Raw genomic sequence first — 23,537 nt, 5'->3', positions numbered from 1 at the left:
GACTTAAGAAGGCGGTGTAATGGATGGGGAAACCAATAACATTCAGCATTATCGGCGGTGCAGGCTTTCGCTCACAGTATTTTCTAAGAATTGCACAGGCTCTTCCAGAACAATTTTGTATTAGCGGAATGGTTATTCGTGACGAATCCAAGGGAAGAGGGATGGAAGACTTATGGAAAGTGACTACTTATCGGACACTGGATCAGCTCTTGGAAAATGAACAACCGGACTTTGTTGTGCTATCTGTCAACGTATCGGCCGCTATCGATTACATGCTGCAGTTGGCGGAACGGGGAATTCCTGTACTTGCAGAAACACCTCCTGCACCTGATCTGGATGGGTTGCTGCAGCTGCACAACAAGCTTACCCGTCAAGGCGCGCGAATTCAAATTGCAGAACAATACCAATTCCATCCTATCCAAGAAGCCCGACATAAGATTATTAAGTCTGGACAATTAGGCAATGTTAATCAAGTGACAGTGTCCATATCTCAGTTCTATCATGCAGTAAGCTTAATACGGAAAATGTTAGGTGTGCGCTATGAAGATGTCCGTATTAAGGGAATGCGATTTGAATCCGATTGGGTCGCTGGGCCGAACCGAAGTGGTCCGCCAACAGAAGATAAATTAATCAAGTCAGAGAGAGATATAGCTTGGTTGGATTTTGGTGGAAAGCTGGGGATTTACGATTTCACTAAGGATCAACATCGCTCATGGACCCGTTCAAACCACTTATGTATTAGGGGGGAACGTGGCGAAATATTTGATAATCGGATTAGCATACAAGATCCTTCCTGTACACAGATTCAAATGGAATTAAAGCGCATCAATAAAGGTGAGTATGAGAACGCGGAAGGCTATTTCCTTAAAGGAATTATGGCGGGAGAACAATGGGTATATGAAAATCCCTTCATGCCTGCAAGGTTATATGACGATGAAATTGCTATTGCAGCCTGTTTAAAGAAGATGGCGGTTTATGCCGAGGGCGGACCCGGATTTTATGGTCTTCCGGAAGCTTCTCAGGACCACTATATCGGCATGCTGATTGAGCAGGCGATTAGAACCGGAGAGACAGTAGTGTCGACTCGACAACCGTGGGCTGATAACGAATAAAAAGAAATGGCACCCATTCGGGTGCCATTTCTTTTCTCCATTAGAGTGATAAGGTGAGCCTTAACATAACGAATTACTTTTTAATCGTATTAGATTATTTTATATTTCTTACATCCATATTCGTATTAGGAAGAAGGTGTAGGTAATCGAACTGTACTACACATCCATCACCAACTGGACTCTGGGCAACTACACCGACTTTTAAACTATGGATATTACTCATTCCAAAATACCGCACTAATGCCCATTCAATACCATCAAGAGAGTAATGAAAAGCTATACAATTATCATATCGAGATACTCTTAAGAAAGGGTTTGTATTCCCGACATAGTCGCCGATACAATCATCCGACATATCTTTAGTTACAACACTAACAATGGAAGGTCGACCTCTAAAATCCTCATAACATAACTTGGCCCAATTATTCTCGTCAGCCATTACCATAAGGCAGCCCGAGTCATTCCGGTCACGTATGTCTACGCTAACCCGTGTGGTTAAAATGAAATTTGAATCTGTTGTCGTATATAGGAATGGAGCAGAATTTTTTCTACTTTCCTGTGTTGGGTTATGGAAGAAGTCTGCACGAGGTGGAGCGGTAATCATAAGTGAATTTTGTTCAGAAAATTCCCATTCATGTGGTTCATTCATCCATGTAAGAGAAGCATTTAGACTCTTCCCTACACAGTTATTAAAAAGACTCATACCTAACCATCGCCACCCATCCATATCATATATATACCATAGTGTATATCTAGTGTGATTATTATAACAGAGGGGAAAACTATTTTGTTCAAATCTCTTATTACATTTCTCCGTGATTATCTAGGAGCTGCAGACAATATTTTAAAGTAATTACTGCTTCCGGTGAAAATGGAGACAGAAATAGCAGCCGTTAAGATAATCCAACCGTTATTACTTCCCTGTCCGTTTCGAGGGAGCGTAATCACAATCCCATAGCTCGTCGTGATATGGATTTTGACTCAACCACAAGAATCAACGGATACGTTACAAAAAATATCAGAGTAAAGTAAATGGATTGTTTAAACGTCCTCCTAAACAAGTCCAGTGACCAGCCGTCTTCACCTATTATCAAATAAGCTATCTGGTTTGATATTGCGATCCCATCGTTAGCCACAGGAATTAAGCTTTGAGTATAGTTTTGGGCAAGACAAACAACTGCTAACAGGGATAAACCAGTAGCTATCGCGATTCCCTTAGAAAAAGGGTAAGGTACGCCCGTTTTACTTAGAACGGCAATTGAAACAGCGACGAATATTAAACAAACAAGTATAAAAAACATACTACACCTCCGTAATCGTTTATCATTTATACGTCACCATTATTTGTTAAGTTGCATTAACCTACCCATTAACTGAGCAAACAAAAACGGCTGCCGAAGCAACCGTTGATTAACTTAACAACATCATTGATAGGAGTATCTCCAGGTATTTCACCGCTTTTCAACTTAAATAAATCAAGTTCGATTACGCCATCTAATCACAACCTAAACATCAACAGCACAGCGAAAGCCAATATTGCCTGTCGAACTATCCGGTGTATTTTTGCTGCGGGCCCCTACGCGGTAGCGGTTGCAGTAGGATCTATGGCATAAATAGGAACCGCCGCGCATGACACGGCCCGTCCCCTTCGGGGGACCTGAAGGGTTAACCCGCGGAGCGTTCACATGAAAGTTTGTGCTGAACCAATCCGCGCACCATTCCCACACATTGCCGGCCACTTGATATAGGCCGAATCCATTCGCCTCAAAGGACTTTACTGGCGCCGTCCCGGCAAATCCATCACTAGCGTTATTTTTTTCTGGGAATTTCCCCTGCCAAATATTGCACATATGTTTGCCGCCAGGTTTGATCTCATCTCCCCAAGGATATCGTTTCTGAACGAGTCCTCCGCGGGCTGCGAATTCCCATTCTGCTTCTGTCGGCAGTCGTTTGCCAGCCCATCTGCAGTAAGCTTCCGCGTCATTCCATGAAATATGAATCACCGGGTGGTCGAGCCTTTCTTCGATGCCAGAGCCAGGCCCTTCCGGAGCACGCCAGCTGGCACTTTCGACTCCCAGCCACCACGGCGTTTGTCTAGGCGAACCGATAATGTTGACTCCAGTTCCGGATACAAACAGATGAAAGACGTACGACCATCCGAATTTCTCCGCCTCTGTTACATACCCTGTAGCTTCTACAAACTTCTTGAATTCCGAATTCGTTACCGTATACGAATCGATATAGAACGGATCAATGGTGACGGCTCGAACAGGACCTTCCCCATCCGAGGGAAAGCCCTCCCTATCGTCTGTCCCCATCAGAAACTCCCCGCCCGGTAAGTAAATCATATCTTCTTTGGCAGGTCGAGTTGGTGGGCAAGCCTGATTCGCTTCAATTTCTTTTCCCCTCACATCAGGGATGAACTTCAAGGAAGCCTGACTTCTGGAAGCAGAGCAGCAGGAAGGCTTAGTCGGATCTGTCATAGTTAAAGCCTCACTTTCTATCGAGTGGAATCATCATTATGCTTTCCCAAATTCAATGCGGTGGATGTATATTCCTCATATTGCAATCGAAATCACATACACGCATTTGATTTCGATTGCACATTCATTGCTTTCAGTACGCGATCTCATAAGAAGCGATCGCTTCTTCACTATCTTTATAGCCGATTCGAACCGCCTTCGCACGAATGGTGATAGCTCCTTGATTCAATATAATGGGGCCGGTATACAGCTTCCAGCGCGGATTCGGACCTTCCTCCGTCGTAAAAGTTATGGATGCGCCCTGGGTTGCGTTATGCAGCATAACTGCCGTTTGTTCATCAAAGGTTCCTTGAGAACAAGGAACTATCCCTGGTATATGACCGTTAATCGGGATGAAGATCGGCACCGCAGTAACCGGCTGCACGCCGCCCGGCCACATTTGTGCCACCATCCGCTCTTCCGGCACGTCGCCCCATACGTCGTATTTGCTCCGCCATTCGTCCAGCGCGCTCCGCAGCCGTTCCAAGTCATCCTTGTACTTCGGGTCGTCCGCCAGGTTGCGGATTTCGTAAGGATCTTCCATGCAATCGTATAGCTCTTCGGCAGGCCGATTGTTCTGCATGAAGAGCTTCGTATCCCCTTCCAGCTTACCAGAAAGATGCAACCTCCACAGCTCCTGGAACATCGGATGCTGGTGGCTGAACTTGATCCACTGCAGATAAGGCTTCTCCGGGTAATAATTCCGGATGTATTTGAACCGCTTGTCACGAATGGCGCGCACCATGTCGTACGATTCGTCATACCGGTCGCGGGTGGCGAATACATAATCTCGCGGTTTGTCCTGCTTGAGACCTAAGAAAGGCTGCCCTTGCAAATGGCAGGGAAGGATTACTCCCGCCAGCGAAAGCACCGTCGCTCCCAAATCGATCATACTAACCAATTGATCACTGACCCGCCCCGCTTCCACCACGCCCGGCCAGCGGACAATAAGCGGAACGCGGATTCCCGCATCGTAAGGCCAGCGTTTGGCGCGGGGCAGACCTTCGCCGTGGTCGCTCCACAAAAATACGACAGTATTGTCCGCGAGCCCGTCTTCCTCCAACTGCCGTAACAGCTCACCGACATAATCGTCCGCCTCGGCAATGAGGTCATAGTACTTGGCGAGTGACTCACGCGACTTCGGCGTGTCGGGCAAGTAAGGTGGAATCTGAACTTGATCAGGGTCGGTAGCAAGCGTCACATCGCTATCCTGATCAGGGTGAACATATTTCCGCATCATATTTCCCCACATACTGCTTTCGTGCGTTAGCATATGGTTGAACACGGCAAAGAACGGCTGGCCCGGCTCCCGATGGCGCCAATGGCCTTCCTTCCCGTCTTGGTCCCATGCCGTTAAAGGCGAAGCGAATTGATAATCCGTCTTAAAATTATTCGTACAAAAATAGCCGTCCGCGCGCAAATACTCCGTAAACGTCTTGACATGGGCCGGAGGAACCGCAAAATACGGGGTCGGAAGCTCCGGCATATAAGGATTCGTATGCTCGGTCCGCATATGATGCGTTCCGATCGATGTCGGATACATGCTTGTGATGACAGCCGACCGGCTAGGGGAGCACACACCGGCAACCGCATACGCATGAGAGTACAGAGTCCCATGCTGTGCAAGGCTGTCGATGTTGGGAGTTCTTGCTAAAGAATCGCCGTAACAGCCGAATCGCGGGCTAGTGTCTTCGAGTGAGATCCACAAAATATTGGGCCTGTCCATAACATCCCTCTTTTACTGAGAATAGGAACGCAACCCTTTTGACAAAGGGTTGCGCGACGAACGATTTGTTACTTTTACTGATTCACTCCGAACATTGTGCAGATCCTATCGACCGCATCCTGCTCCGCAGCGAAACGCCGTGGAAGAAAAGCGATCAGGGTCCGGATCGGCATACCAAGGAAGATAGGGAACATAGGGCTCTCTTCCGTCAGATTCATTTGATCCATCACGTACTGGACTTTATCCGTATGACGGTCGTCGATCATCCATTCATGAAGGGAGTGCAGAACAGTTAGCGGCTCTCTCGTATCTTCGGAAGCGGTGAACTCGATCGTCTCAGCAAGGCGGATATCGCGAGAAGAGGAGCCTACGAGAATGTGAAACTCGCCGGTTTCGACGGCAAATTTGCCGAAATGCTCCACCCAATGGGAGAAAGCGCGCTCATTCAATTCAATCTGAACGGACTGGGTTTCATCTGGGGCCAACTCAACCTTCGCAAAGCCCTTCAGCTCCTTATCAGCTTTCTTCACGGACGACTTCACGTCGTTCACATACACCTGAACGACCTCTTTGCCGGCGCGCCCGCCTACGTTTTTCACATCCACTGTTACCTTCAACACATCGCCGTTCTTCAAGCTGCCATTTGACAGACGCAAATTCGAATACTCGAACTCCGTATAGGAAAGACCGTATCCGAATGGATATTTCACCTCCAGCTTCTTCGTATCGTAGTAACGGTACCCGACAAAGATGCCTTCCGAGTAATTCACCCGGTTAATATTACCTGGAAAAGTAAGATAGGACGGATTATGCTCCACAGCGATCGGGAACGTTTCCGTCAGCTTCCCTGACGGGTTTACTTCGCCGAACAAAACGTTTGCGATCGCCGAACCTCCCGCCTGGCCTGGCAGCCACGCCTGAACGATTGCTTTTGCCTGTGAATCATACGCACCAATATTGGTTGCCGAGCCACTATTGACTACGACAATAACGTTAGGATTGACCTTCGAAACCTCTTCGATCAGCCGCGTATGACTGCGCGGAATGTTCAAGTCCGTACGGTCATATCCTTCGCTTTCGATTTTCTCCGTTGTTCCGACGAAAACGATCGCGGCGTCCTGCCCAGCTGCCAGCTTGCCAGCTTCTTTGATAAGCGCTTCGTTGTCATCCGTTTCGTCATAACCCGCTCCATATGTAACCTGGGCATATTTGGAGATTTCTTGAAGCGGAATATCGAGCTTTGCCGGGTTCATATGGGAGCTGCCGCCGCCTTGGAAACGGGGCTCTTCTGCAAACTTGCCCAGTACCGCCACTTTGGCATGCTTGGTAATAGGTAGCATTGCGTCTCGGTTCTTCAGCAGTACGATCGCTTCTTCCGCCACCTTGCGGGCAACCGCATGATGGCGTGTCGCATCGATTGATGGGACGTTTCGCTTGTTATCCAGTACCTTCTGCACGACCGTAAGAACCCGGCGGACGTGATCGTCAAGCTGCGCGTCCGTCACCTTTCCACTGAGGTACGCCTCCATCACTTCTTCACTGCGAAGGCCGGGTCCCGGCATTTCCAAATCCAGACCGTACTGTACGGACGGTACCTTGTCCACAACAGCGCCCCAATCGGACATCACCAGCCCATCAAAGCCCCATTCCTGCTTCAGAACACCGTTCAGATACTTGTCATTGTTTGCCATGTGGGTGCCGTTTACTTTGTTGTAAGCACACATGACCGTCCAAGGCTTCGCCTCTTCTACCGCCATTTCAAAAGGCAGCAAATACATCTCCCTTAAGGTGCGCTCGTCCACTTCCGAACTGACGACCATCCGGTTCATTTCCTGTTCGTTGGCGACAAAGTGCTTCACGGACGTTCCAACGCCGCCGCTTTGCACGCCTTGTACGAAGGCAGTTCCCATTTTCCCCGTTAGGTACGGATCCTCGGAGAAATACTCAAAGTTGCGCCCGCCGAGCGGAGAACGCTTGCCGTTCATGCCGGGGCCGAGGAGAATGCCTACGCCGTAGTGTTGGCATTCCTCAGCGATCACGGCGCCGAGCTCACAGACCAACTGCTCGTTCCACGTAGCCGCCATCGCTGCTTCGTTTGGAAAGGCAGTGGCTGGCTTCGTATTGGATAACATATCTCCTACGTCCGAACCGGTCGAAAGTCTGAGCCCGTGGGGGCCGTCAGTCAAAGTGACGGAAGGAATCCCCAACCGTTCGATTGCTTGTGTGGTCCAAAACGATGCTCCGGCGAGCAGGCTGATCTTCTCCTCAACCGTCAGCTTGCGGATGATATGATCAATGTCCATTGTCAGTCTGCTCCTCATTTCCCCGCCATTTTGGCGCCAATTTTTGCTTGGAACTGCGCCATGACTGTATTCGGCTCTTGCGGGAACTCGCCGGGATGCCTGCGCACGAGCTCAGGCACAAGATGACCTCGGCCTGTCTCTTCTAACCGCTTGGCATACCCAGGCAGATAGCCCCTGGCATGGAACGGCCCGCCTTCTTTCATCACGGTCCACAGTGGGTCTACGGCGTCGCTATTCCGGCGCATCGCCTCGTCATGCCATTGGTTCAAATAATAGACTGCTTCCATACAAACATTGCGATGTTCGGACGCAACATTGAACTGTTCCTTCGGGTCTTCGTCCAGATTAAACAGCATCTCTTCATCGAACAGATGGAATCCGTCATGATAGGATCGAATGTATATCCAATTCCGGAAGCGAACGCTTCGCTGAACGACATGCGCGCATTGTGAGACGACCAAATACTCGCGTCCGCAGTCCGTTCCTTCTTTCAGGACAGGAGCGTAGCTGGCACCACACCAGTCGGGCACGACCGGAGTCCCCAGCATGTCCGCCAGCGTCGGCAGCAGGTCGAGATGGTAATGCAGCCCGTCATCCACGATTCCCTGCTTCATGCCCGGCCAACGAATAATCATTGGAATGTGGCAGGTACCCTGATCAGCGGTTGCATGCTCCCCGTAAATGCCCAATTGCCCCATATTCTCGCCGTGATCGGCGGAAATGATAATAATTAGATCGTCCATGACGCCCTGCTCTTCCAAAGAGGCGAACAACCGGCCCAGATGCTCATCCATATAACGGATGCCGCAATCGTAGCCGTCGATCATCGTTCTCATGCCGTCCATGTCTTGAATGTCCCCTGGGTGCCTTGGGAATACCGGACTCGTTTGGTTATCGTAGGTTTTGTTGCGGTAATCGATGTTCAATTCATTCACGCTATGGGAACCGACCATTTGCTTGTGCCTCTCGAGCACTTCCTCAGTAAGCCATTCCGGAAGCGGCTCGTTCTCGAACGGATTGCCGAACTCCGAAGGCGCGCGGTATGGCGTATGCGGATCCCAGTAATTGATATACAGGAACCAGTCGTCCTTCTTGGCGTTCCGGTCAATCCAATCCAGAGCGACCGGCGTTACATGCTCGGCCGATTCGTTGCCGTATCTGCCTGTATTCAGAATTTCATTGAAACCGGCGTAAAAATGGAAAGTCGAATGTCTTTGTGCAAATGGACTAATGAGCACTGTGTTCAGGTCGGCCCCCACTCCCAAGTAAGTCGGAAGCGCGCCTCCGCGCGACAGCTTGCCCATTAGCTCGCGTTCCGTTCCTTCCAGCTTCATGTCACCCGCGGTTCCGCCGTGGCCAACAAGACCATTAATGATGCCGAACTTGCCGCTCATAAGCGCGGTCCGGGAAGGGGCGCACGGGGCGTCGGACGTGTAATAGTTCGTAAACCGCACGCCTTCGGCTGCGATTTTGTCAATATTCGGCGTCGTATTCCGTTCGTATCCGTAACAGCCCATATGATCCGGGCTCAGTGAATCCAAATCCAAAAATAAGATTCTCATTTTCCCAACCTCTCCCATCGTCCTTAAATATCTTTACCCCACGGATTGTTTTCGTCGATAATCGGCTCCCGGGACAGTGCTCCTGTCTCATCCCACCAGCGGTCTACCGCGTTCTTGAGCTCTCGTCGAATCTCATCGACATCAAGTCTGTCCGCTATATTGACGTTCTCGTCCGGGTCTTCTACTAGGTCATACATTTCCTCAAAGCCTTCTTCGTAATAAAACACATACTTCCACTTCGCCGTCTGTATGCCCCGGAACGGATGGTATCCCCAATATGCCTTGTAGTGCTCGAAAAATACTTTTTCCTCCGAAGGACGTTCCACCCTCTGTAGTAGATGTAGAAACGATCCGCCTTCAAAATGCTCGGAAACCGGAAGTCCTGCCGCTTCCAGCAGCGTTCCTGGAACCGCTGCTGTGGAAAAGAGATCTGGAACCACTTTCCTAGGCGGCTTCATTCCCGGGACATAAAGAATCATTGGTACATTGTACAGCTCTTTATAAGGAATGACTCCTTTTAAGCGCAGCCTGTGCGCACCCTGCATATCTCCATGATCGCTGGTAAATAAGATCACTGTATTGTCCAGCAGTCCTTTGCTTTCGAGTTGGTTCAGTAAACGACCCAAATTACGGTCCATTAAACTCAGCATGGCGCGATAGCGCCACGCATCGCGTTTTACGATCTCCTCAGTTAGCACTGACTCGTTTTTTGTAGCCCGCTCTCTTTGGAATGCCGGCTTCGTAGATAAATCGTCTTTGTAAAAGCTTTCCGGCACCGGCATCAGCTCTTTCGAGAATGCGGCAGCATCCTGCGGGAGGTATTCGAACGGGTAATCCTCCGGAGCATTCGGATGAGGCATGTACCAGCATACCGTCATAAAGAACGGCTTCTCGCTCTGGTAGTCCGCCAAATAATTGATCGCTTGTATCGTCGTAACGGAATCCTTGTAGCTGTGAAACCGCGGATCTTCGTTCGCGCCGTCCAGCTCCAGTCCGTCAACCMGGTAATTGGTAATCTGAAAATCGTGATCGGCTGGCGTCAGGCCAAGATGCCATTTGCCGAAATAGCTCGTTTCAAATCCGTGAGCGTTGAATTCTTTGGCGATTCCCCACTCGTTCGGATCCAACATATGGCCGATATTGTTAACGCCTACCTGATGAGGATATTTACCTGTCATCCATGTCGCTCTTGAAGGCGAGCATTGGGCTGACGTGCTGATTGCCCCCGTAAACATGACGCCCATGCGAGCGAGACGATCCAGGTTGGGCGTGCGATAGCTCGGGTCGGCGCAGCTCATGGCCTGCATTTGCTGCTGATCTGTTGCAATCATGATTATATTTCGCATAGTGGGCTCCTTATTGAATTTCTTACCCTTTCACAGATCCTACCATCATGCCCTTATTAAAATACTTTTGTACGAACGGATAGATCAGGATGAGCGGCAAAGCTGTCGCAATAACGGCGGCCATCTTGACCGGCGGCCCATATTCGAACCCGCCGATGTCGGTCAGCATCCCGGTATCGGAGTCGAGCAATAATTGACGCAGGAATGCTTGTACCGGCCATTTGTTGGAATCATTCAAATACAAAATGGCTTGGAAATAATTGTTCCAATGAGCGACCCCGTACATAAGCCCGATTGTCACGACCGAAGGCAGCGACAGCGGCAAAATAATGCGGAATAGAAGCAGCCACTCCCCGCAACCGTCCATTCTTGCCGCTTCTTCCAGCTCAAGGGGAACGCTGGCAAAAAAGCTGCGCATAATAATCAAGAGAAACGGAAAGATCGCTGCTGGCAAAAATAGGGCCCAGTACGTATTGAGCAGGTGCAATTGCCGCACGATCAAGTAAGTCGGAATCATGCCGCCGTTGAAGATCATCGTGAACAACACCATCATATTCAGCACTTTGCGTCCCTTGAGCCAGCTTTTAGACAGGCCGTAAGCCATTAATACCGTGAACAGCAGGCTGATGGCCGTTCCGCAAATCGTGATCACAAACGTATTTCGGTAAGATTGAAGGAAATTTTTATTCATCAGCAAATACCCGTATGCATTAATCGTCCACTTATGCGGGAGGATAAAAAATCCGCGCGTCAAATATTCGCTGTTCGAGGAGAAGGAGCTGAATAATACATAGGCAAATGGAAATGCGATAAAGAGAAAACAGACAATCAGTAACAGATAGATGAAACCATCAAACAAAAAGTTTGCCTTTTTCATATTAGTAAACCCCCTCCTCCCCGAACTTCCTGGCAATCCAATTGAACGACAGCACAAGAATCAAGCCGACAACCGATTTAAACAAGCCTACTGCTGTCGTAAAACTGAACTCTCCTTGTTGAACCCCGTTCCGGAACACAAACGTATCGAAAACATCAGACACTTGCAGATTCAAAGAGTTTTGCAAAAGCAAAATTTGTTCAAAGCCAACATCCATCACTTGTCCCAATCGAAGAATAAACAAAATGACGGCAATAGAACGTAAGCTCGGAAGCGTGATATGCCACATTTGTCGCCAGCGACCTGCACCATCGACATAAGCCGCTTCATATAGCCCTGGATCAACAGAGGCTAAAGAGGCAAGAAATATGATGGTGCTCCAGCCCATTTCCTTCCAAATATTTTGAAATAAGAACAAGCCACGGAAGTAAGACGGATCGGTCAAAAGCTCAAATCGCGGTAGTCCGTTCTGCACCAACAGCTTGTTGATGCCGCCATCCTGTGTGGCAAATAAAACGATGGTAATGCCGGCGACAACGACCCAAGAAACAAAGTGCGGGATGTAAATCGTCGTCTGCACGATTTTCTTCACCCACGGCAATCTAGCTTCGTTCAAGATAAGCGCCATAATGATCGGAACCGGGAAGAAGAAAATCAAATTAATGCCGCTTAACACAAACGTATTGCGCAGAATAATCCAGAAATCCGGATCGACGAGCAGCTTGCGAAAATTATCAAAGCCAACCCACGGACTGCTTGCAAATCCGCTAAGCGGGTCGTAGTCCTTGAATGCAAGGACTAGCCCCCCCATCGGAATATAGCGAAACAACAAGAAAAATAGCAGTCCGGGCAGAATCATGAGGTAGAGCGGTATACTGCGATTCCCAATGTTACGCATAAGAACGAATCAACTCCAACCGTTAATTTTTCAGCTTCTTGTACTCTTCATTAACGTCCTTCGTAATTTGCTCGCCGCCATTCTTGAGCCAATCGGCTGCCGCTTGGTCGACGCTGTCCACTGGCGCTTGACCCATAATGATCTTGGTTATGGCCGCGATCCACTTCTGATCGATATTCGGGCCGAGTTTAGACTGGGATTCCGTAAGTACTTCGGCTCCTTGGTTCTGCCAAGGATACTTGGCATTATTCGCGTTCCAGGCCTCCAGCTGCTTCACAAGATTCGGATCCTCCCATTTGTGCATTTGAATAAGCGGGTCGAAACGTCGGAAGAACCATATCGACAGCAGTTGCGGGCGTTCCTTGTCATAAGCGTCCAGCTTGACGATTTTTCCGTTATCCGACTTATAGTGCACATTCTCAATACCGTTCTTGATCAAGTCGTAACCTTCGTCGGATACCATATAATCCAACATCTTGAGGATGCGCTGCTGCTTGTCTTTGTCGATGGCATTGTTGATTACAACTTTTGCCGTAGTCATCGAGTTTGTCGTGGTACCTTGCTTTCCATCAGGACCTTTTGGCGGAATCACTTGCGCGATCGCGGCGTTAGGCTGCGCTTTTTTCAACGTCTGGAACGAAGTAGTTAACAACTCGCCAGGGACAAATTCCGCGATCCCTACCTTGTTGGCTACAAATTTGTCCTTGTGATCAGCGACTTTATTGGTAGCGAAGTCTTTATCCAAAGCTCCACTTTGGTACATCTTGTTTAAATAGGTAACAAACTGCTTCATTTCCTTGTTTTGTGTTTTGAAGTTGACCAGCTGATCGCCGCTTTTGATCCACTCGTTGCCGAGACCAAATGCTGCCATGATTGGCCCTGCCCCGGTAAATTTGTTGTTCAAGAAACCGAACGAAAATCCGCTTGTATCTTGTTGACCGTTACCGTCTGGGTCTTTGGTTGCAAAGGCTGTGGCTACTTCCGCAAACTCATCGACGGTCGTCGGCATTTTCAATCCCAGCTTGTCCAGCCAATCCTGCCGGATAGCTAGTGAATCCCGGGTATCCTGGATATAATAGGGCAGTCCGTAGTATTTATCCTTCGGATTATTGAGCTGCAACGCTTCCGCAGTAATTTGCTTGGAAAGATTCGGATACTGGCTCAAGACCGGCTTGATATCCATGAAAATATTCTTATCCCGCCATTTGATAAATTCGTTTTGCTGAACCCAATATGCGTCAGGGAAGCTGTTGGAAGCAGCCATAACGTTTAATTTTTGGGCCACTGTATCGGCGGGTACCCACTGAATTTGCAATTCGATATTCAGCTTCTCATCCAGCTTTTGTATAATGGCATTATCACTCGGCCATCCGCCGCCGGCAAAGCTTGGCGCAAGGAGGCTGATCGTCAATTTCTTGGAAGTATCCGCCCCCTTGGCTTCTCCCGACGATTTTGGCTCAGTTGTATCGCTTGCTTTCCCGCAGCCGACAACACTTACTGCCAGTAATGAAGATAAGGCGATTACGGCGAGTTTCTTCATTTATTCATTCCCCCTTGAAGGTATCGATGTGATCTTGATCACACCACTTACTATACAAGCATCTTATCGAATTAACGTTATCCGATTTTTTTATTTATTGTCTCATTTTATTGCACCGTGATCCCCGATTATTGGAGCCCATTGCAGCTGGGCGGCGGGCGTACGGTCGAGCACGAAATCCCGGCGCCTGCGGCACCAGTCCGCTGCTTTCGCATAAGCCGGATGACCGATCACATTGACCAGCTCCTGCGGATCTTCCTGGAGATCGTACAATTGCTCCGGCACGTGGTCGGGATCGTCGTACTGAAGCATGCGGACATACTTATAGCGGTCCGACTGAATCATTTGCCACTCCCCAGCGCATTCCGAGAAAGCATAGTCGCGAACGCGTTCGGCTTGCCCGGTGACGATCGGCAGCAGCGAGCGGCAAGGCACCCGATCGTGAAAAGCTGGCCAGTCTTTAGTGAGCGCCGCTTTCGAGTCGATGCCAGCGATGTCGAGAATCGTTGCCGTCAGATCCGTCAGCTCTACCGGTGAAGCATTCAGCTTCCTGTACAAATAGTCTGGATGGCGGATCGCCGTAGGCACAACTGCGGAAGCATGGTAAGGAGACTGCTTCTGCACGCGGCCGTGATCCCCCATCATTTCGCCATGGTCGGCCGTAAACAATATGACGGTTTCGCCCAAAATGCCGGCTTCCTCCAGCTTCGCGAAGATACGTCCGATCTGCTCGTCGATGACCGCGATCATCGCCTTGTAGGCCCGACGCATGTTGTACAGCCGTTTCTTGGCTTCAACGGTAAGTTGCCCCTTCGGGCCGGGAAGAAAATCGGCGATCTCTTCGTAAGGAACTTGATCCAGATACGATTGCGGCGGATCATAAGGCGGATGCGGTCCGACGAACGATCCAAAAACAAAAAACGGGATATCCTTAGGCCGATGCTCGATCGCTTCCACGATCTTGTCGCCGATGACGATATCCATGTAATTGTGCTCGCCAAACGGGAACGGTTCTCCGCTGAAATTTTGGGTTTCGGCGTCGTTGCCGTTTTTGCCGCTCCTGTCGTTGAACGCCCGATACGATTCCAGCAAGCCTTGACGATCCAGGTGCTCCGCATAATCGCAGTAGTTGCGACTCACGAGTTGCTTGCCAGAAGCTTCCCAAACCTCGTCAAAGCCGTACCCGCGAATCTCCTCCTTGATGCTGGTGAGCGGATGACCTTGTCCGATAGGACAGCCGAATTTCCACCCCTGCAGCCAGTGGAATTTACCAATTCCGTACGTTTTATAGCCGGTGGTCTGCAGCGCACGCGGGTAGGTCGGATGCTGCAGCGATAAATCGCCCGACATCGCGGTCATGCCGATTTGATGCGTGTATTTGCCTGTCAACAGAGCGCAACGGGCCGGCGTGCAGACCGGATTGACGGAGACGCAATTCGTAAACCCGACGCTTTCGGCGATACGATCGATATTTGGCGTTGCCATCCGGCCCAATCCGTGATAACTGACGTGGTCGAGCCGATGCTGATCGGTCATAAGCAAAATGATGTTTTTCATAGTCTGCGGCATACGTTCCCTCCTAGGTTCATAGGTATCCCGCTACCTACGATACCCGCTCTGCCCGGCCTATTTCTTTACCCGTTTTTTTTATTTATTGACTTATTTTTTTCTCCAAAGGAATTCGAATGCCGATCACAGTGCCTCTACCCGGAAAAGAGTGAATCGAGACTCCGTAGGAACGGCCATATTTGAGCTGAATGCGGTTATGGACATTGGGCAGACCGAGTGACTCACGTTGAAGCTCCGAATCTTCGGACAATTTCATCGCGAGCAAATGTTCAAAGCTTTGCTGCTTGCTTTCGTCAATGCCGGGGCCGTTATCGGCGATTTCGATGATCAAATCATTGCCTTCGGCATAGGCGGTGACGATGATCGCCCCGTTCCCTCCGCGCGGCTCGACCCCGTATTTTACGGCATTCTCCACAATTGGCTGCAGCGTCAGCTTCAAGATTCGGCAGTCTAAAAACTTTTCGTTGATCACGACTTTGCTTTCAAAGTTTTTGGGAAACCGGATATGGATAATTTCCAAATATTTCGTCAGAATGGAAAGCTCGTCTTTTAGCCTTACCTCCATATTGGCGAAGCTCGCCGCGTAGCGATATACATCGGCCAAATTCTGGGAAAGCTTTTCCGTTAACGGATTTCCCTCTAGGCATGCAATGCCGCTGATGATGTTCAGCGTATTATAGAGTAAATGGGGATTGATCTGGTTTTGCAGCGCCTGGATGGTGGCCTCCTGCTGATGCAATTGCAGCTTCATTTCCTTCATTTCCAGTTCGGCTACCATACGCATCGTATCGTTCAGTTGCTCCGTCATCTTGTTAAAGCTGTGACTTAATATTTGAAACTCACTGATGTCGGAGATCGGCTCCAAGCGCACGCTTAAATCTCCTCTGGCTACTTTCTCTATAGCGGACTTCATTTTTTTGACTGGGCTGACAAACTGCCTCAGCACTAGTGGAATAATCAGGATAAGACAGAGAATCATAATGGCAACGGTGACGATGGAAGAGTTGATAGCCGTATTCAATCCGCTCGCGATTTCCTGATACGGGACGATCGCAACGATATACCAGCCGGTTTGTTCGGATTTCGTCACATGAACGAGCGATCGTTTGCCATTCCATTCCTGAATGCTGGATTGGCCGTCCGGCTTCAGGGAAAGCTTAGCCAAATCCGTTTTGCTGCGAGGAAAGCCGACCCACCTTTCGTCCGGATAATAGATAACGTCGTCTTCCGGCGAAAGGATGAAGAAGAAGCCGCTTTTGCCTAATGTAGATTTTTGGAACGTAGCGTTGATTTCGGCCAAAGTGAACTCGATAACTAGGTTTCCTAGGAAGGTTACACTTTGAGAACTGTATACGGGAATGAGCATGCTCATAACTGGCAATTCGTTTCTGGAAACTTTATACGTAGGCAGTGTTTTCGTATGGTTTGCCGGAATCTCCTGATACCATGGCGCATCGGTAAACGAAGTGTCGATTTTATTCAGCGCAACCACTCGCTTGTCAGCCGAAACCAAGTAGAGGTTGACGATCTCCGAAAAATGAAAAGACGTATATAATTCCATTTCCTTTTGCATATCGGCGACTTCATCCCGGGATAAGGGCGAGGCTCCTTCCAGCCACCTCTGAATCAGCTCCGTCGAGATTAGGGTGGTTGACGATTGCGACATTAACTTCAAATAAAACTCGAGGTGATGGCTAAGGCGCTCAGAGGCTTCTCCCGTGATCGTCTTGAAATCCTGCTTCACCGCTTTGTTGTAGAAAAAATAAGAAAAGCTGGTCATTAAGACAACGACCAGAATGGACAAGCACATGAAAATGGTGAACATTCTTGCTGCAAGGGAGGAAATGCGAAACAACCCCAGCCTCATAGTCCCAGACTCCTTTTATATTCGTTCGGCGATAGCCCTGTTACCGTTTTAAACAGGCGGTTGAAATACGGAAGCGTCGAAAAGCCCACCATATCGGCAATTTCATATATTTTCAAATCCGTCTCAAGCAGCAGCAGTTGTTTCGCCTTATCGATTCGATATTGGTTCAAATAGTTGACGAACGAATCTCCGGTATTCTTTTTGAATATGACGCAAAACCTCGAAACACTTAAATCCGCAATTTCAGCAATTTGAGACAGCGTAATTTCCTTCATATAATTTTTCTGTACGAACTCTTGAACTCTCTTCATAATCAGATTCGTTGTTTGAGTCGGAGCCGTTTCCATATACCGAAACCAATTCTCTAATAAGGAATAAAAATATTTCAGAACCGCTTCTTTATCTTGTCCGTCTAAGGAAGCCCATTCCGGTCTTTCCGCTGTATGGCCGGTTTGTTCATATAACTTGTCCGATAAGATACGCAGCATTCCCATTTTTTCACCATGTGCTGCATTCTTGACAGTTAACACGGATTTAATTAACTCAGATAATTCCCGCCAAGCTTTTGGCTGATCAAACGTATCCAGCTTATGAATAAATTCGTGTATGTGAAGCCAATGTTCCCGGTGTCGGTGCGTACGCTGCATAATTTCCACGGAGTTTGTAAGGGCTTTCTTTATTTTCTCTTCTGAAATCGGCTTAAGGACATACTCTGCAACCCCATACCTCATCGCTTCTTGGGCATAGGAAAAGTTGTCATACCCGCTGATAATAATCGGTACAACAGATACTTGATATTCATACACTCTTTGCAGCAGTGAGAGCCCATCCATCTTCGGCATCATAATGTCGGTTATCAACACGTGTGGCCACAACTCATTCATTAGGTTCCACGCTTCTTCGCCGTCTCTGGCTTCGCCAATCACTTTAAATCCTTCAACCCTTTCAATCAACTCAATGACCTGATTTCGGATCCAGAATTCATCTTCCGCAACAAGTACTTGATACATAAATGTCACCCATTCCTTCCTGCCGATTCCTTTGATAGCGTTTGCGTTTAGTAATACCCTATTCAGGGGGTCTCTATTTCTGCTAAGGAATATTCATGCTTTGCCGTCATAATATACTACAATCATTGACTGTTTTACATATATAGTAGTACTAAAGTGGTGAGGCAGGATATTTGCAAGTAAAGTCTTAATAGAATTTAAAAAAGGCTATGATAAATTTTCATCATAACCAGGATTTAATCCATTTTCATCAAGACGACGTAATTCATCCAGCCCGAAAAGATGGCAATCATCTAAACATACAATCTTACCTGATAAAGCCGAGCTGCTAACGGCCCGAGTGAATTTGTGAGTCGACATCGAAGCCATTCCAATTTGATGTGTAAACTTTCCGGTTAACAGTGCAGCCCTAGCAGGAGTATAAACCGGATTAACGGAAACTCAGTTGGATACTTCCCCTCCATTTACGTCCGAATCGTATCTTACTATACGCCTGTTTCAGGTCTACTGCCTTACTCTATTTTTTTATTTATTGACTTATTTTATTTGTCGATAACGTAATTGTTCCATTGAGATAAATTCTTCTGCCAGCTATTAAGTCCATCAAAAGGACCAACGTAAACAACCTGAAGTATCATAAACCATATATTCTTTCTTTTCCGTAATTTAAAAATAAGATTGTTGTTTCAACAAAAAAGCACCCGCCTTTTTAAAAAAATATTTTTCTATTCTATTATCACAGAACTTATTACATAACCTTAATTTATTTAATCAGTAATTTTTTTGAGCTCAAAAATAGTTGCCTCTGATAACATGATAAGCCTGTTGTTATTAACAACAAAAAAAGTTAGAGTTATGTTAACTTTTGTAGAAGGGTCACTTATATTTATTACTTTTACTACATCATTTATATTTAAGTCTGGGATAACTACTTTATATAATCTATAAAAAGAGTCAGAGTTATCGCATGCCGCTGTAATCTTATTTAATGGATTTTTTAATTCATATTGATAAATATTATAGTTTTTAAGTCCTTTTGATGAAAAAAAGTCTTTTTTGATTATAATTTCATCTCCAATAAATTTTTGCCCTGTTGGATATTCAGAAGCATCATTATATGAATTTGCAAATCCTAAAAGCTTCTCAACTTTCCAAGTTCCATAGAAATATTTTTCAGTTTCACTATCCAAATTTATAATTTCTTGATTACAATATTCGGAAAGTTTAGGCTTACTAGAAGTATTTTGATTTGATGTCATTTCAACATTTTCACAAGCCGATGCTAGCATCAACATTATCATAATACAAACCAATAATATTTTTCTCATATTTCACACCCTTTTTTATTTTTTTGATTGTGTCACAATCTCTTTAGACATCATATGGCTATTTACTGCGTATAATTTTTTGCGGTGATAGTAGGATTCAATATGCCAAAACACTGCCATCCTGTTTTGAATCGTTCATGAAATGTTTAACTTACTTGCTACGTGAATCAGAACGACTACACTTCTCTCCTATTTATGGATTTAAGACAAGATACCAGTAGGACCTCACTAAGCGACGACATCCTGCCCGTTAGTTAAGTGGAGCCAGAAACGAAAACAAGCGATGGATCGGTTCCATCGCAGCGTTAACATTTCCAGTTAGTTGAATCTTTCTCGTCGTTAGCTTAGCAGTGCATGCAGCATAATCGCTTATAAAAGCTAACATTCACATCTTAACTTATTTTTACAGCAAACCACACCGTCCAAGAGTCTTTTTCAATTATCGGAAGTTGTGTTCCATCAATTTTACTTTCAATATACAATACTAGTTCATTAAGTTCATTGTCCGTTAGCTCGTGCAAAATTGAACGACCTGTTCTTTCATGAAGATCTCGGTGTAATGATTTAACATCATTGTATTTACGTCTAGTCTCCCATATCTGATTTTCGCTAAGCAGTCTAAATCCATTAGATTCTAGTGCATTTCGTACATGAATAGATTCATGTCGACGAGCAATTTCTTTATTAACTAACTCGGGATATTTCTCGAAAAAATAACCTCTAAGATGGTTTTCGTTTCCAGGCATTAAGCAATCCTTAACTGTCCGATCTTGAACTATAAAAATGCCTTTATTCTTCATAATACGATTTGCTTCCTTAAAACATTTATTCAAGTCAACTAGATGGTGAATTAACGCTCTCTCTAAAATTATATCGTACTCACTCTCAGGAAGTTTCGTATCATAAGCATCTCCTTGCATAAACGTTACGTTTTTCCAGTCCTTACAGTTCTGTGAAGCACCTTTAACATTTCTTCAGAATAGTCTACGCCCGTAACTTGTGATGCACCCATACTTGAACAATGGTCTTTTAACTATGCTGCCGTTACTTGAACAGGCTGAACTACATATCATTTCAAAACAAAACGCGCTCTGCCGTCTTTTGGAGGCAGAACGCGTTTCGTTATTCTTATGATGCTTCCGTATATCGTTTGAAACTATCCATAATCGCTTGCCAACCCGCCTGCTGGAATTCAACGGGGTGAGTGCTCTCCGGATCAAAGATTTCAATGACCTTCGTGGTCTCCCCTTGATCAACGAACGCAATATCCACTTTCCGTCCGTCTCCTAATGTGTAGGCAATCGTCTCATGCAGCTTCACTTCGTCGTAAATTCCGCTAAAATCAAAACCCATGCTGCCATCCTTCGCTTCCATTCTTGTCAGGAATTCGCCGCCTACTCGCAAATCATTCACCGCTCTTGGCGCATGCCATTCCTCGGAAGGTTGATTCCATTTTGTAATGTGGTCCGGCTCGGTCCAATAGCTCCATACTTTTGCTACAGGGGCTTGAACGACAGTCTCTACGGTTACTTTCGTTGAATTGCTTGTTTCCATTGTGAAGGACACCTCTTTACGGGAATTTTGTTTCTCATTCATATAGACGAATGCCAATCTCCGAATTCATCGGTCTATTTGTTCCGGAAGCCCTAATCGGGAAAATAAATTTTGCATTTATAAAATTTTGAACATGGAATATCCGATTATCTTTCACTTCAATCACGTGAATACCCCAAGGCACCAGGATGGATGCCTCCTTACCCGGCACATACTGTGCCAGAGCGGGATAACCGCCATTCACGCATGGATATCGAATTGCTCAAATGCTTCCACATACCGCAATAGAAGATTCTGGTCGGGATTGACATTCATCTTACTAAATTCGTCGGAGCGAAGCCGCGTTCGGTCCATCGTCTCCCTTGCTCGTTGTAGGGCGCTATTCGCCGCTGCCGGCGACATTCCCAACGTTTCCGCAATTTGTTTCGAAGACCATTCAAAGACATCCTTAAGAATAAGAACCGCGCGTTGACGAGGCGGCAAGGTTTGCAAGAGTGCGATAAAGCAGAGCTGAAGGGTATCCTTGCGAACGAGAGCATCTGGGTCAGACAGGTCAACCGGAAGCGTACGGCGCTTCGCTTGCCTCAGCTTGTCCAGGCATAAGTTCGACGCTATGCGGTAGACCCATGTTTTAATGGATGAATCCTGCCTGAATCGATCCCAGCTCTGCCATGCCCGAATATAGGTTTCCTGTACAGCATCGTCCGCATCATCAATGGATCCCAACATTCGATAACAATACGAGGTTAACCCCGGCTTGTAGCTCTCAAATAACTTCATATCAAAAGCGGCTTCGTTCATCTTCGCCTCCTTAGGTCGATCTACTTGAAACGTCCTCCTAACATCATTTAACGTCAATAACGTCAATAAGGGTTTCTAGATTAAGAATTGAATATTTCTCTATTTGCTTTAATAACATCTTGAATTAATAATGCACCTGGAGAAGCTGACAGCTTTTCCATCACCTTATCACGCAGAAATGGAGCTTTTTCTTTATTCGCTTTATTTAAGGCTATGATTAGTTCCTCTTTTGTAAGTTCTGTGCAGTACGCAGGGGTTCCTGGCTGTTGTTTCCACGAATCGCTTAAAGAACCACTATCTACAGAGTCGAAGCCTAGATCGTTTGCTACACCCATTATTATTTGTTTATGGGATAGGTCATCTCCAGCAATCGCTATGGCAATGCGTCCAGTAGTCCCTTCGGGAGTTCCATGATGTTCTAACGTATAGGCTAAGAAGTTGTTGAAAGCTTTAATGATAGGTCTACCTAAATGATTGGATACCCAAACACTTTCAACGATCCCGTTTTCAATTTCTTCAATTTTATTGTCTCTAAAAGGGTAATAATTTGAAGTGTCTACAATGATTACATCCTCTCCAGCTTTATCTACAAAGTTGCGAATGCTTGGCAACGCGTGGAAAGGGATAGATGTTATAAGAACATCTATATTTTTAATTACATCTTCTACGTTCACAGGTATTCCTGTAAGTTTTTTCCCTTCCAAGCGTTCAATCCCACGAGCATCTGCAATCTTGACAACATGTCCAGTCCTAACCAATTTTTCCGCAATATTTGACCCAATTGGTCCTGCACCTATAATTCCAAACCTCATTTTTATTCCTCCTATTTTCTATTTTAATATTGAGTCGATTGAGTAATTTGTATACATGCACTAATATAAATGCATTGCACGTATTTTTGAAGAAGGCAATAAATAATGCCATAGTACTCTTTTTTGTACCTAACAGCAGAATGAGGTGGAAAGGTGTCTAGAATAAGCAAAGATGGATTTAATGAAGAATGCAAGAAAGATCACAGAGAAATATATGGCATTGCCTATACCCAAAACATGCTTTCAGGGCGTTGGAAGTATCTGATTCTTTGGTTTTTAAAGTTAAAATCGCATCGATACAATGAAATCAAGACTCTTTTATGGGGAATTTCACAAGGGTCTCTAACCAAGCAACTCCGAGAATTAGAAGCGGATGGCTTAATTAATCGCAAAGTTTATCCCGAGGTACCTCCGCGTGTTGAGTATTCGTTAACATCAAAAGGGGAGCAATTGATTCCAATTATTGATCTAATGGAGGAATTCGGAAAGAAGTTTGGAGACAAAATAGATTAATCATATTGGATATTTTTAATTTAAACTGCCCGTCCCTCGGTTTTAAGGGTTTATCTCACTTTTACTCACTCATTCGCAGGATTCCGTTTCCCTGGATAACAGTTGTCGTTCTGAAAGTAAGCTTATTAAACTCCGTCGTTCCAATTTTGGACATGCGGGAACTTCCAATTTTGGACATGCGGGAACAGAAGAAAGGC

At 46.5% G+C, this 23,537-nt stretch carries 19 protein-coding genes; 2 read left to right on the top strand and 17 right to left on the bottom strand.

What is annotated here, in order from left to right; genetic code table 11:
- Window positions 1-23 precede the first annotated feature (23 nt).
- Entirely contained in the window at window positions 24-1,112 is a 1,089-nt protein-coding gene (locus AB4114_RS33480) for a Gfo/Idh/MocA family protein (RefSeq protein WP_441992292.1), read from the top strand.
- A gap of 94 nt (window positions 1,113-1,206) precedes the next feature.
- On the opposite strand, the gene AB4114_RS33475 is transcribed toward AB4114_RS33480, so the two are convergent.
- The 17 genes from AB4114_RS33475 to AB4114_RS33395 form a co-directional block, all read right to left on the bottom strand.
- Window positions 1,207-1,815: a DUF1349 domain-containing protein gene (locus AB4114_RS33475; protein ID WP_441992291.1), complete on the bottom strand. Its 609-nt coding sequence runs from the start codon at window positions 1,813-1,815 to the stop codon at window positions 1,207-1,209.
- Window positions 1,816-2,617: 802 nt separating this feature from the next.
- The gene (locus tag AB4114_RS33470; protein WP_441992290.1) at window positions 2,618-3,595 is read right to left on the bottom strand and encodes a formylglycine-generating enzyme family protein; all 978 of its coding nucleotides are present in this window, start codon (window positions 3,593-3,595) and stop codon (window positions 2,618-2,620) included.
- Between the two features lie 133 nt (window positions 3,596-3,728).
- Window positions 3,729-5,360 carry a sulfatase-like hydrolase/transferase gene (locus tag AB4114_RS33465; protein ID WP_441992289.1) on the bottom strand — a complete coding sequence of 544 codons (1,632 nt, stop codon included), beginning with the start codon at window positions 5,358-5,360 and terminating at the stop codon, window positions 3,729-3,731.
- A gap of 74 nt (window positions 5,361-5,434) precedes the next feature.
- Window positions 5,435-7,663 carry a glycoside hydrolase family 3 C-terminal domain-containing protein gene (locus tag AB4114_RS33460; RefSeq protein ID WP_441992288.1) on the bottom strand — a complete coding sequence of 743 codons (2,229 nt, stop codon included), beginning with the start codon at window positions 7,661-7,663 and terminating at the stop codon, window positions 5,435-5,437.
- Window positions 7,664-7,677: 14 nt separating this feature from the next.
- On the bottom strand, window positions 7,678-9,225 hold the full coding sequence (locus AB4114_RS33455) for a sulfatase family protein (RefSeq protein ID WP_441992287.1): 1,548 nt from the start codon (window positions 9,223-9,225) through the stop codon (window positions 7,678-7,680).
- Window positions 9,226-9,248: 23 nt separating this feature from the next.
- Window positions 9,249-10,571 (bottom strand): sulfatase family protein, encoded by a 1,323-nt coding sequence (locus AB4114_RS33450; RefSeq protein WP_441992286.1) that lies wholly within the window; start codon window positions 10,569-10,571, stop codon window positions 9,249-9,251.
- A 22-nt stretch (window positions 10,572-10,593) separates the two neighbouring features.
- Window positions 10,594-11,448, bottom strand: coding sequence for a carbohydrate ABC transporter permease (locus AB4114_RS33445; RefSeq protein ID WP_441992285.1), 855 nt, complete (start codon window positions 11,446-11,448; stop codon window positions 10,594-10,596).
- 1 nt (window position 11,449) lies between these two features.
- Window positions 11,450-12,346: an ABC transporter permease gene (locus tag AB4114_RS33440; protein ID WP_441992284.1), complete on the bottom strand. Its 897-nt coding sequence runs from the start codon at window positions 12,344-12,346 to the stop codon at window positions 11,450-11,452.
- A 22-nt stretch (window positions 12,347-12,368) separates the two neighbouring features.
- The gene (locus tag AB4114_RS33435; RefSeq protein WP_441992283.1) at window positions 12,369-13,886 is read right to left on the bottom strand and encodes an extracellular solute-binding protein; all 1,518 of its coding nucleotides are present in this window, start codon (window positions 13,884-13,886) and stop codon (window positions 12,369-12,371) included.
- A 102-nt stretch (window positions 13,887-13,988) separates the two neighbouring features.
- Complete coding sequence (locus AB4114_RS33430) at window positions 13,989-15,455, bottom strand: sulfatase family protein (protein WP_441992282.1); 1,467 nt, start codon at window positions 15,453-15,455, stop codon at window positions 13,989-13,991.
- Window positions 15,456-15,537: 82 nt separating this feature from the next.
- Window positions 15,538-17,322: a sensor histidine kinase gene (locus tag AB4114_RS33425; protein WP_171633617.1), complete on the bottom strand. Its 1,785-nt coding sequence runs from the start codon at window positions 17,320-17,322 to the stop codon at window positions 15,538-15,540.
- Window positions 17,319-18,332, bottom strand: coding sequence for a response regulator transcription factor (locus tag AB4114_RS33420; protein ID WP_441992304.1), 1,014 nt, complete (start codon window positions 18,330-18,332; stop codon window positions 17,319-17,321). The genes AB4114_RS33425 and AB4114_RS33420 overlap by 4 nt, the downstream gene beginning before the upstream one ends.
- Window positions 18,333-19,099: 767 nt before the next feature.
- A complete protein-coding gene (locus tag AB4114_RS33415) occupies window positions 19,100-19,660 on the bottom strand; it encodes a hypothetical protein (protein ID WP_441992281.1) in 561 nt (186 codons plus the stop codon).
- A 392-nt stretch (window positions 19,661-20,052) separates the two neighbouring features.
- Window positions 20,053-20,580 carry a methyltransferase domain-containing protein gene (locus AB4114_RS33410; RefSeq protein ID WP_441992280.1) on the bottom strand — a complete coding sequence of 176 codons (528 nt, stop codon included), beginning with the start codon at window positions 20,578-20,580 and terminating at the stop codon, window positions 20,053-20,055.
- 208 nt (window positions 20,581-20,788) lie between these two features.
- Window positions 20,789-21,214, bottom strand: a complete 426-nt coding sequence (locus tag AB4114_RS33405) for an SRPBCC family protein (RefSeq protein WP_441992279.1) — start codon at window positions 21,212-21,214, stop codon at window positions 20,789-20,791.
- Between the two features lie 240 nt (window positions 21,215-21,454).
- Entirely contained in the window at window positions 21,455-22,015 is a 561-nt protein-coding gene (locus tag AB4114_RS33400) for a sigma-70 family RNA polymerase sigma factor (protein WP_441992278.1), read from the bottom strand.
- Window positions 22,016-22,095: 80 nt separating this feature from the next.
- Window positions 22,096-22,827: an NADPH-dependent F420 reductase gene (locus AB4114_RS33395; RefSeq protein WP_441992277.1), complete on the bottom strand. Its 732-nt coding sequence runs from the start codon at window positions 22,825-22,827 to the stop codon at window positions 22,096-22,098.
- A 153-nt stretch (window positions 22,828-22,980) separates the two neighbouring features.
- Between AB4114_RS33395 and AB4114_RS33390 the strand changes: the two genes are divergently transcribed.
- Entirely contained in the window at window positions 22,981-23,340 is a 360-nt protein-coding gene (locus AB4114_RS33390) for a winged helix-turn-helix transcriptional regulator (protein ID WP_171644879.1), read from the top strand.
- The last annotated feature ends 197 nt before the right edge of the window (window positions 23,341-23,537 follow it).

Source organism: Paenibacillus sp. 2RAB27 (assembly GCF_052115445.1).
GTDB lineage: Bacteria > Bacillota > Bacilli > Paenibacillales > NBRC-103111 > Paenibacillus_E.
This window is presented reverse-complemented; position numbering and strand designations above follow the sequence as displayed.